7 protein-coding genes are annotated in these 12511 nt (G+C 35.8%); all 7 read right to left on the reverse strand.

The features are described 5' to 3' along the window. Window positions 1-108: 108 nt before the first annotated feature. The 7 genes from RAH41_RS05215 to RAH41_RS05245 all read right to left on the reverse strand — a co-directional run bounded on the left by RAH41_RS05215 (window position 109) and on the right by RAH41_RS05245 (window position 12506). On the reverse strand, window positions 109-5277 hold the full coding sequence (locus tag RAH41_RS05215; protein WP_331221110.1) for a S8 family serine peptidase: 5169 nt from the start codon (window positions 5275-5277) through the stop codon (window positions 109-111). Between the two features lie 377 nt (window positions 5278-5654). Beyond that, window positions 5655-6458 carry a metallophosphoesterase gene (locus RAH41_RS05220; RefSeq protein ID WP_331221111.1) on the reverse strand — a complete coding sequence of 268 codons (804 nt, stop codon included), beginning with the start codon at window positions 6456-6458 and terminating at the stop codon, window positions 5655-5657. A 511-nt stretch (window positions 6459-6969) separates the two neighbouring features. Next, window positions 6970-7977 (reverse strand): PTS sugar transporter subunit IIC, encoded by a 1008-nt coding sequence (locus RAH41_RS05225; RefSeq protein ID WP_331221112.1) that lies wholly within the window; start codon window positions 7975-7977, stop codon window positions 6970-6972. 116 nt (window positions 7978-8093) lie between these two features. Further along, window positions 8094-9485: an argininosuccinate lyase gene (argH, locus tag RAH41_RS05230; RefSeq protein WP_331221113.1), complete on the reverse strand. Its 1392-nt coding sequence runs from the start codon at window positions 9483-9485 to the stop codon at window positions 8094-8096. 24 nt (window positions 9486-9509) lie between these two features. Continuing rightward, window positions 9510-10724: an argininosuccinate synthase gene (locus RAH41_RS05235; protein WP_331221114.1), complete on the reverse strand. Its 1215-nt coding sequence runs from the start codon at window positions 10722-10724 to the stop codon at window positions 9510-9512. 48 nt (window positions 10725-10772) lie between these two features. Beyond that, window positions 10773-11810, reverse strand: a complete 1038-nt coding sequence (gene argF / locus RAH41_RS05240; protein WP_331221115.1) for an ornithine carbamoyltransferase — start codon at window positions 11808-11810, stop codon at window positions 10773-10775. A 252-nt stretch (window positions 11811-12062) separates the two neighbouring features. Next, window positions 12063-12506: a DNA starvation/stationary phase protection protein gene (locus RAH41_RS05245; protein WP_331221116.1), complete on the reverse strand. Its 444-nt coding sequence runs from the start codon at window positions 12504-12506 to the stop codon at window positions 12063-12065. Between the last annotated feature and the right edge of the window lie 5 nt (window positions 12507-12511).

Raw genomic sequence — 12511 nt, forward strand, 5'->3', positions numbered from 1 at the left:
ACCTTTTTTTATAGGAAACTTCCTTTACTAAGTCGTTTTTCTAGTAGTCTATTAATTTGATTAGCGAAAAAAAAGAGCCTCATTCACAGAGGCTCCCCGTTTTTAATATTATTTGTTTAATACGACTGTTTCAGTAGCAACACTCACATTTCCTGCAGCATCTTTTGCTGTTACAGAGATGACTAATCCAATATAATCACCATACGATTTATGAGGTATTTCTAAACTGAAGTTACCATTTTGATCTACTTGTACTTCTGTCACTACATTGTTGAATTTTATAGCAACCGTCGCATTTGCTTCTGTTCTACCTGTAATTTTTTGATCTTTTTTCGTAACTGTATTTACGATTGGTGCGTCTGGTGCTGTACGATCTAATACAACAATCGATGCTGTTTCACTTTGGTTTCCAGTTGCATCATTTGCACTTACTGTTAATACACTGTCTGCTTTTTGTGGTTTAATTTGGATACTGTAGTTTCCACTTGCATCCGTTTTTCCTGAACCTATTACAGTACTATTATTTTTCACAACAAGATTGACATTAGCATTTGCTTTACCTGTAATCGCTGTATCATTATCATCGATTACATCAATAGTTGGTGTTAAAAGTAGAGTAGTCATCTGAATAACATTTGAATATCCACCATTTAAAGTTCCATTCAAGCCCCCTACAACAACCAATCTAAAACGATAGTTTGTACTGTCAATTAACCCTGTCACTTTCGCACTTGTTGAGCTAACTGTGATTGGTGTATCCAGTTTTGCATCTGTCCAAGTAGTTGGCCAAGTGATACCATCATTGCTTGATTGCTGCTGAATTTTCACTCCGCCCGATACAGATACGCCAGCAGGATCTACAGCTAACCAATTAAGTGTAACTGAGTTTGCATTTTTTGAATCAACTTTAAACGTATTTACATTACTATAAACTTTAGCTTTATTGAAGATATCTGATGCATACACATCTTTACCGTCAACCTTTGTGACTACTTTTGGTGTAATTGTAACATCTGGATTTGTTTTACCGAAATTAGTTGCGACAAACTGCATGTCCTTCTTATCAACAGTACCGTCTTTATTTAAATCTTCTATTGGATAGTCAACACTATTTTGTTGACCCATTTTATCAGATACTTGCTTCGCATCAAGAACGTCAATTACGCCATCGCCAGTTACATCACCAGCTGCTCCGTATGGTTGAGTTCCTGCGATGTATCTGCGCTCTGCAATATCCTCACCCCATGGTGATTTTTTACCAAGTGTGACAGATTGTATACTCTTTAAGTGTCCTGGACCTTCTACAATGAAATTGATTGGATCATTTGAAAGTGGAATGCCTTTGATATTGATGTAGCCTTTACTATCAATTGTACCTGGTATTTTCGTACCGTCCTTTAGTTGTGCGTACCCTTTAGCACCAATACTATCCATTTGCAATGAATAATTATTTTTTAACCCTTCTAATTTCACGTACGATTGTACTAGTGAATGCTTTGGAACGATTTGAAATTTATTTAATCGGCCAAAAGCTGGAATCTTTTTCTCTTCATCACTACCGTACTGTGTCATATTAAACGTTGTTGTGTCATCATCTTGTGTCAATTTTCCTGCCATAATATCCCACATGTCATCTGTCACTTTAAAGGTCACATCTAAGAATGGGCTATCGCCATTGAATCCTTTAAAGTCTGCTCCACCAGTTAAATGAGCCCCAATCTTTAAGTCTTTCGCGTTATTTGGGTAATCATTACTTGGTGTTACAACTGGTGTATCCACATTTACTTTGACATCATTTTGGTCTGCCCACTTTTGGAATTCTGGGTTGACCGTTATACCTTGTAGGTCGAAGTTACCATGGTAATACATCCCAGTATACGTTCCCGACATCATGTCTTTCACATTGTTTAGGTTTAACGTCATCGTGATCGTATCGTTTAGTGAAACTTTTTCTTTGTTATACGTTGGCACCATATACGGTGACCCTTTTTTAATAAACGCGTACTCATGGAAATCATTAATAAGCTCCACGTTATGTGCTGCATCACTTGGCATTAAGGTAATCGTTGCTGGACCATTTTCGATATCTGATTTTTCAATACCGAATTTTGTATCACCGTTTGCATCAACTGGGAAATCTCCTTCTGGGTACCAAATGCTATTGTGATAGTACCAAAGCGTATTTTCTGATTGTGTCATGCCAAGGGGTGCCAATTTTGCTGTCCCTTCATCCGATAAATTCGCGTGAACCCAGAATGCGTTGTATGTGTTGCCGTCTTGTTTTTCATCGGTAAAATCTTTGTCTTCTAACTCGTACACACCTGGTGCATGGTCTTTATACGTTAAAGTCGGTAACGTGTTGTCCACCACAAACAATTGCGATTTTTCATACGTTTTTGCTTTCATGTCAGTCGTATCAGTTGTTCGAATTTTCAACGTATATTGTCCTTCTGTTAATGATGCCTTCGTGAACATATTTGTTTTTTCTTCTTTAGGATCCCCAATAAATGGATAGTACGTACTCGGATCAAAGCTCACAGTCAAATCAGTATCAGTCGGAACAGTGCTCACATTTAATGGAGAATCCGTTGCTGCACCAATTGGATTGCCGTCTTTGTCATAAATTACAATCCAGAAATACTTCATTGGATTGTTGAAACGGAACCTTAAATAACGCAATGGATTTCCGTTAAAGTCCGAAGAAATTAACGGTTTTCGAGTCGGAGCAGCTGGAACATCCATTTGTAAGTTCCCAATTCCTTTTTCGACCATACGAACAGCCAATGGCATACGATATATTTCGCTTGGATCGTCATGGTTCACGATGTTCACATACCCTTCGTAACGACCAAATGAAGCCGTGTCTGGTACATTAATCGTCGCTGTGAAATTCGTTGTTTCGCCAGCTTTTACCGTTACAGATGATGAACTTGCTGAGAACGTCACTCCGTTTTTACTTGCATCATTCACCGCTGCACTTGGTTTTATGAATTCTGCTGAGATATCAAACGTTTTGTCTTTGTTGCCGCGATTTGTGACTTTCACTGTACGATTGCTCGTGTTCACTGTACCGTCTTTTTTGTAAACCGCACCGAATGTAAGAGAACCTTTTTCATAATTTAATGTTACACTACTACCAGAAGAGGTAATATTTGTAGTTGTATCTTGTACTTTAAACGATACATCGTTTTTCACGGCTTTTGCGACGTCAACAAGACCTGCCCCTTGCTCGTATACAGAGTAGTTGCCGTTTAATTTACCTGCACTATTTGTGATGGCTGCTTTTACATCTGCTGGTGTGTAATTCGGATGTGCCTGTAAAATCAGTGCTGCAACCCCAGCGATATGCGGAGAAGCCATTGACGTACCAGAAATACGCGCATACGCATTCGTGTAATCCACTTTTCCTGGACTATGAACAAAGTATGGATATGTGGAGTATACAGATACACCTGGTGCCACGATGTCTGGTTTTATATCGTACGTTGCTGCGACTGGTCCTCTTGAGCTAAAACTTGCTAAGTGGTTGCCATCAGTTACTGTTGAACCGATACTCGTAAACGTGATTGAGTGACTACCTGTAGATCGTAAACGCTCACCGTCTGCTTTTGTCATGCGGAACGTTGGGATAAAGCCAACATCACTCGCTAAATAGTTATCGATGTCGCCATCAATGTTGTTCGTCATTACTGCTGCGACCGCACCAGCTTTTGCAGCATTTGTTATTTTTTCTGCTAACGCGTTCGTTCCACGTGCAATTAGTGCCACTTTTCCTGTTAAGTCGATTGGGTTTCCATTAGCATCTTTAAAATCCGCTGCTTGCGCTAGCCCAACATCAACGAAGTCATATGTTTTACCAGAAAGGTCTGCTACATGATCGTTATATCCTTTTCCAAGTAACTTGAAGTTTGAGAACGTTTCGTTCCCAACTTTTGCAGTTGCTATAGGAATACTTACTGGGAAATCACTTGCCCCAACTGTAATCGCTAACGCAGATGCTCCTGGCGTACCTAATGTTCCTTCACCTGGACCTGAGTTTCCAGCTGAAATAACACATGTTACACCTGCAATTGTTGCGTTGTTAATCGCCACAGCTTCAGCTGATAAAGGATCGTTACTTGGTGCCCCAAGAGAAAGGTTGATAACTTTCATTCCATCTTTTACAGCTTTATCAATACCACCAATAATTGCATCTGTATAACCTGTACCATATGGACCAAGTACACGATAATCGTATAAGTTAACACCTGGAGCTACACCTTGAGCTGGGAATTCTACACTATTTTTACTTTGTGCTGCGATTGTTCCAGATACATGTGTTCCATGGTAAGTGATGTAATGTTCATACGTCCCATCCGGTTTACCAGCTTTTTCCCAGTCATCAATCGTTGTCTCCATTGGATCTGCATCGTTATCAACAAAATCCCAACCTTTGACTGACGTTGGATCCACTTTGCTTGCATCTTCACCCTTTGTCGCACGGTACCCTTTATAAACTGTTGTTAAATCCGGATGATTGTAATCAACCCCTGTATCAATAACCCCAACGTTCACGCCTTGACCCGTTGTACCATTTTTTTGTAAATCTTCAATTCCCGGTAGTGGAATATAGTTTTCTTTTAAGTCAGTACCGGATGATTCGTTAGTTGAGATTTTTTCTTCATTCGGATCAACTTTTACGATGTCATCATGTAATACACGGTTCACGACACCAGAATCCAATAGTCGTTCGACTAAATTTCCTGGTAATGTCATCGCTACCCCGTTTAACGCGTGTGTATATTCGCGCGTAATTGTAATAGATGCATCTGATGACGTCTTTTCTTCTGAAGGTGAAACGCTTAATGCTGATACACTATTTGGTTTCGCGCTCGTTTTTAAACTGCTGACAAACGTTTTAAACGCCGCATGAGATTCATTAACGGCACTTTTTTCAGCGCTAAGAGTTGTTGTTTCGCCCTCCACTTGTTTTTGAAGCATACTAATTTTTGCTGGGGCTTGTTTAAATTCAACAATTACTCGCACTGGCTGACTTGTCGTTATATCAATTTTCGGTGAAATCTTTACATCACTACTTGTTGACACTTTCTTTATTGCGTCAATTTGCTCAGCTGTTAAGTCTGGCGTGCTTGTGTTTTGAGCTAATGAACCCATGACCGTGTTTTTTGTGCTAGCATTTGGTGTAGCTGCTAGTACGTTAAAAGGAATCAACGAGCCCACGACCAGAGCACTGATTGTTGTTTTTGCTAAACTTGCTTTGAAGCTTTTTTTACTCACACTTTTCTCCCCCATATTTATATTTTTTGACAATCTAAAATATTGTGACAATTCTCTTGCTTTTTTTTATTTTAACGCTAGCTATCGACATCGTAAATTGGGGGAATATCAACAATTGAACTATAAAAATAACCAACTATTAAACTGTATTTATAGTTCGTTAAATACAGAATCTTAGTAAAACTAGCTTTTTAGATCATTTTAAATTGGGGGAATTATGCATTTTTGTACGAATAATTAGAACTTAAATTATCAATCAAAAATTGTTATAATTTTCCGACTAAATTATACATTTACTATCTATAATAAACATTTAAAAATTTTTCTATATTAAAAAACAAAAAAAGAGATACCCTGGATCTCTTTTTTTAATGACTTTATATACTCTTAATCTCAATATAATGAGTTTCCGGCCTTGCGCTTAACCTTAGTGGTATTTTCGTTGTCCCATATCCATTACTTATAATTTGAGTCACTCCCTCATACACATGTGTTTTACCTTTCTCATAAGGACCATAACCGAAAATCCTTATTTGCCCTCCATGAGTGTGACCACTTAAAACAAGAGAAACTCCTTGATCCTTCTTTAGTAACTTTAGGACTCTTGGATTATGACTAACTAATAGTTTAAATGCATTTTGTCCAACATCTTGAAAGGCAAGATCGAGGTCCACCTTCCCAGTTTTCAAATCATCTACTCCAATTAATGCCAATTCTTTTCCTAAATGATTAAACGTAACAGATGAATTTTTCAATACTACTACATTCCATTTATTAAATATAGTCTCTAAATGCTTATTTTCTATTTCAATATCATTATTTCCCCACACAAAGTAAACCTGACCAAGACTACTTAGCTTTTGAATATTTTGATCGATTCTTTTAAAAGGCACTCCCTTTTCTAATAGATCACCACCAATTATGACAAGATCAACTTGATTAGACATTCTATTTATCATAGAAGAATCTATTTTTCTTCTATGAATATCTGAAATAAAAAATAGTCTAATCGGCTGTTCAAGCGAAGTATTTGAAAAGGAAAATTCATGTTTTCTTACTATATTTAGATGAGCCTCTCTAAACATATAAACTAACAGCAGAAAACCTATTAATAGACAAATAGAAAAAATATAGAATATATAGCCCTCCACATTAACCTCTCCTTTAAAATTCTTTTCCACCTATTTCCCAGTTTTTTCTAACTGTTTCATGTTAGAGAATTAAAAAAATAAACAAAAAATTGATAGGAGGTATTTCATTAGATTGTACGTCATTATTCTTCCTAGCGTTTTTGCCTCAATTTATAGATAAACGCGATATGGCAGTACCTCTACAGATGATCGTTTTAGGTTTATCTTTTATGGTTTAACTCTCATTGTATTTTCAATTATAGCTGTTTTTGCAGGCAGCTTAGGTGAAAATTGTTACAAAATGAGAAATCATCTAAAATTCGTTAATAAGTAATCGTGAACAGAAAAATGAGTACTGTTTCTCGTACTCATTTTTTTGTTGGTATATCCATATGAATGGCCTTTTTAATTGGATGAGTTATATTTTAGTCAATTCACGTTCTATTTTATTGTTATTTCTTTTAATTTAGTAGGTTTCACGCTATATTATTCAAGTTAAGTAAACCCTTAATGGTAGTTTTCGAATTTTTATTTGCAGCGCATCAATAGACAGTCAATCAGTTTATAATATCTTCAACTCTCCAGCTTTAATCATACCCGCTTGTTTTAAGAATATGTACACGATATACGAAACAATCCCAGGTACTAATACGTATGTAACAATCATCGGAATAATAACTGTACTTCCGTATGTAGCTAATAAATTCATTGGTGCAACTAATGCGCATAACCCTAAACCTGCGATTTCTTTTGGTGCTTCAATATGAAATAGGAATGCTGAAACTGGTCCTGCCACAGCACTTGCAACTATGGTTGGTATAAGGATCCTGATATTTCTAGTTACATTTGGTAGCTGTAATTTCGGTGTGATGATTAATAATCCAAGGATACTTCCTGGATCATTCTCACGTGCTGAAATAACAGCTAATCCTACAAATTGCGCTGCGCATCCCGCTAATGCAGCTCCCCCAGCTATTCCATTTAAATTCAAAGCAATTGCTAATGCAGCAGAAGAAGCAGGCGAAACAATTAATATCCCCCAAACTACTGCCAATACAATCGAAGCAATAATTGGCGAACCTTCTGTTGAACTTTTAATAAAATTCCCAACCGCTATTAAGATCGGAGAAATCCATTTTGATAAATATAACCCAACTAAACCTGAAATTAAGATGGCAAATAAAGGCACAACCATTAAATCTAGTTTTGTTTTACCTTGAACAGCTTTTCCAATCAGGATTGCAACTAAAGCTGATAATAATGCTCCGACTGGTTCTCCCATTTTAATGGTCATTGCCGTATCAACCATTAATAATGCCCCCGAGCCAATTATTGCAGCTGCCATTGCAGAAAAAATGATTAAGGTACTTGAACCTAATAAAACGGCTATACCTGCACCAATAGCAGGTGCCATTAATAACTTAGTTGAAAATCCGATCGTCATTAAAGATTCAAAATGAAAGATTTTCCCAATACTTTCAAGTAAAGAACCGATACCGATCATAACAAAAACAGCATGCGCTATACCTTCTGATGCTCTAAATATCTTACTTTTTTCTTGCGTACTCATATCATACCTACCTTTTTTTAGTAACTACTTCTAGTATTTGCATAATGAATAGAAAATTATTAATAAATAGACACACAAAAAAACGTCCAAATGATTGGACGTTTTCAATTAGAAAATTATACCATATTTATTGAAAAGCTTAAACACTCTTCCGCTTTTACTATTTGTTTCCAAACTTCATTTGTAGAAGTTCCACCTTCACTAATTCTTGCTTCCATAACCGTTTTTGGATTTAATGTATGATAAATATCTTCTTCAAACACTTCATTAATCGACTTAAATTCCTCAAGCGTTAATTCCCCAAGAAATTTATGATTCTCTATCGCATATAGAACCGTTTTTCCTACGACTTCATGAGCTTGTCGGAATGGGATATTTTTTCGAACTAAGTAATCAGCAAGGTCAGTAGCATTTGAATAATCATTTTTAACAGCTTCATACATACGTTTTTCGTTTACTTTCATTGTATCGATAATTCCCGATAGTAATTGCAGGGCTCCTACGACAGTATAAACAGTATCAAACATACCTTCTTTATCTTCTTGCATGTCCTTGTTATATGCTAGAGGAAGTCCTTTTAAAACCGTTAATAATCCAATTAAACTACCATAAACTCTACCAGTTTTACCGCGGAGTAATTCTGGAACATCTGGATTTTTTTTCTGCGGCATAATACTAGAGCCAGTACAAAAAGCATCGTCTAATTCAATAAACTGAAATTCTTGACTAGACCAAATGACAAACTCCTCTGATAGTCTAGAAATATGAGTCATTAGTAATGACGAATCAGCAAGGAATTCTACGATAAAATCACGATCGCTTACTGCATCTAAACTATTATGATAAATATCGCTAAAACCTAGTAATTCAGCGGTACGTTGACGGTTAATTGGAAATGTAGTTCCAGCTAATGCACCTGCACCTAACGGTGAAATATCCACTCGTTTTAAACTATCTTTGAATCGACTTTTGTCACGCTCAAGCATCCAAAAGTACGCGAGTAAATGATGAGCAAATGAAACAGGCTGTGCTCTTTGTAAGTGTGTATACCCAGGCATAATTGTATTTACATGCTTTTTTGCTTGCATAACGATTTTATGTTGAACTTCTTCAATTAAATTAAGAATGGAAGACGTATTATTTTTTAGGAAAAGGTGCATATCCGTAGCTACTTGATCATTTCGACTACGCCCTGTATGTAGTTTTCCTCCTACAGGACCAATTTCTTCAATTAACAAGCTTTCGATATTCATATGAATATCTTCATTTTCGATGCTAAATTGGACATCATTCTTCTCAACTTTTTTTAAGATTTTATTCAAACCTTCTATTATTAATTCAGCTTCATTGATTTCAATTATGCCACATTCTCCAAGCATCGTTGCATGTGCGATACTACCAGCAATATCTTCTTTAGCCATTATTTGATCAAATTCAATTGATGCCGTAAATTCTTCTACTAATTGGTTTGTTTCCTTCGTAAAACGTCCGCCCCAAAGTTTTGACATAACTGCCTCCTTCATCTATCCTTTTTATTTACTTAAAACTGTATTTTTCTGAGTAACCTCGCTATATACCTTTGTTGGTAATCCCCAAAGTTTAATAAAGCCTACTGCTGCATTATGATCAAATAAATCACCCTTTGAATAGGTTGCAAGCTCTTCATTATATAGACTAGTTTCCGACTTTCTACCTACTACTGTATGAGTGCCCTTAAATAATTTCACTCGAACAATACCACTTACTGTTTCTTGTGTTGAATTTACAAATGCATCTAATGCACCCATTAAAGGTGAGTACCACAATCCATCGTAAAGCATTTTAGAAAATTGTTGTTCAATACTTACTTTAAAATTTGTCACTTCACGAGGCAATGTAAGGAACTCTAATTCTTTATGAGCATTAATTAAAATTAGTGCTGCTGGATTTTCATATACTTCACGTGATTTTATGCCTACTAATCTATTTTCAATATGGTCGATTCTTCCAACTCCGTGCTTTCCACCAAGAACATTTAATTGTTCAATTAATTGAACTAGATCAATAGGCTGTCCGTTTAAGCTAACAGGTACACCTTTTGAAAATTCAATTTCTATATATTCAGCAACATCCGGAGTATTTTCAATAGCATTCGTCCAATCAAAAGCTTCTTCCGGTGCTTCATTCCATGGATTCTCTAATACCCCAGCTTCACAAGCTCTTCCCCAAATATTTGCATCAATTGAAAATGGATTATCTAGATCGACCGGAATTGGAACACCATTTTCATGTGCGTACTGAATTTCCTCATCACGAGTCATGCCCCATTCACGAACTGGTGCCACTACTTTAAGATTCGGATTCAAGGCCATTACAGAAACTTCGAAACGAACTTGATCATTTCCTTTTCCAGTACAACCGTGTGCTACTGCAACTGCACCTTCTTGTTTCGCTACATCGACTAATAATTTTGCAATCAAAGGTCTTGATAGAGCAGATGATAGTGGATACTTTCCTTCATATAATGCATTCGCCTTTAGAGCCGGGACAATATATTCATTTGCAAATAAGTCCTTTACATTGATCATATAAGACTTAATTGCTCCTAAATTTAACGCTTTTTGACGAACCGCTTCAACATCTTTTCCTTCACCTAAATCTAGACAAAGTGCAATCACATCGTAGTTATATTTCTCTTGTAACCATTTAATACAAACTGAAGTATCTAAACCACCTGAATATGCTAAAACAATTTTTTCATTTCCCATGATATTACCCCCGATTAAATTATTAAAAAATAGAATAGTTTTTTAGAATTATAGATTTCCCATTAATGCAACTAAGATCGCTTTTTGAGCGTGAAGTCGATTTTCAGCTTCATCAAATACTACGGAATGCTTACCATCAATTACGGAAGCTGTTACTTCTTCCCCTCTATGTGCAGGTAAGCAGTGCATGAATAAATAGTCTTCTTTTGCGTTTTCTAATAAATGATCATTTACTTGATACGGGCTAAAATCTTTTAAGCGAATTTCAGTCTCCTTCTCTTGCCCCATACTAGTCCAAACATCCGTAATTACAACATCAGCTCTACTTACACCATCTACAGGATTATTTACTACTTCAATAACACTTCCAGTTGTTTTTGCAACATGCTTCATCGATTCAAGTACAACTTTATTTGGCTCATATCCAACCGGACATGCAATCGTTAAATAAACACCCAACTTAGCTGCACCTTCAATTAAAGAATGGCAGATGTTATTATTTCCATCTCCTACATAAGCAATCTTCAAACCTTTTAATCTTCCTTTATGTTCAAGAATTGTTAAGAAATCAGCCATGATTTGTGCAGGATGGTGCAGATTTGTTAAACCATTAATTACTGGAATTGACGAGTGTTCGGCAAACTCGGTCACCATCTCATGAGTATTTGCTCGAATCATGACCCCATCTACATAACGAGAAAATACTTTCGAAGTATCATGAACAGTTTCACCTCTACCAAGCTGTAAATCTTTACTACTCATAAAGATTGCATGACCACCTAATTGCATCATGGCAATTTCAAATGAAAGTCTCGTTCTAGTAGAATTTTTTTCAAAAATCATCCCTAGCACTTTATCTTTTAAATAAGGATGTGCCTCTCCCGCCTTTTGCATATTTTTCATTTCTAAAGATTTTTCAAGTAAGAATAATAATTCACTTGATGAAAACTCACTTATCGAAAGAAAATTTTTCCCTTTAAAATCCGACCACTTTACAGAGCTAAAATTCCCTTTTGTAACTTTCCCTTTTGTCTTTTGAATATAAGCATTTTTCTTTACATGGTTTTCTTTCAATACTTTACTCATAAATCCATCCCCTTTTTTTAGAATTTTAGTTCCTTATATAATGAATGATTATACACAACTATAAATAAATATACAATTGGTTTTTTAGTTTTTTTTGGTAATTTTTTATGAAAAATTTTACCTCACCACCAAAACCCTTATAAACACTCGTTTCTCACCCCAAAAAAAGATGATAAAAATAGTAAAATAAAAAAAAGATGAACTAACCAATCATATGTAATGATAGGTCAATCCACCTTTTTAAATATTTATTCATTTGCCAAGAAATGACTTTAACATCCAAAGCATCTTTTCAATTTCAGCAATCTTACCTAAAAATAAGTCCGCTGTTTCTTGATCATCACTTTCTTCTGCAATTGAGATTACATCACGCGATTCTTGTACAATTTTTTCATAGTCTTTAATCAGATCAGAAACCATTTCTTCTGCAGAAAACGTATGATTCCCTTCTTTAATCGTAGCCGTTTCTAAGTATTCACGAAGTGTAGCAATTGGTTTTGCACCAATTGTTAAAATACGTTCTCCTAAATCGTCTACCATTGCTTTTGCATCGTCATAATATAATTCAAATTTTTCATGTAGAGTAAAGAAATTCGGTCCTTTTACATACCAATGATAGTTATGTAATTTTACATATAACACATTCCAATTCGCCAGTTGTTGATTTAATAGACTTTCTAAATTTGCCAACTTCATTCACA

Source organism: Gottfriedia acidiceleris (assembly GCF_036421055.1).
GTDB classification, from domain to species: domain Bacteria; phylum Bacillota; class Bacilli; order Bacillales; family Bacillaceae_G; genus Gottfriedia; species Gottfriedia acidiceleris_C.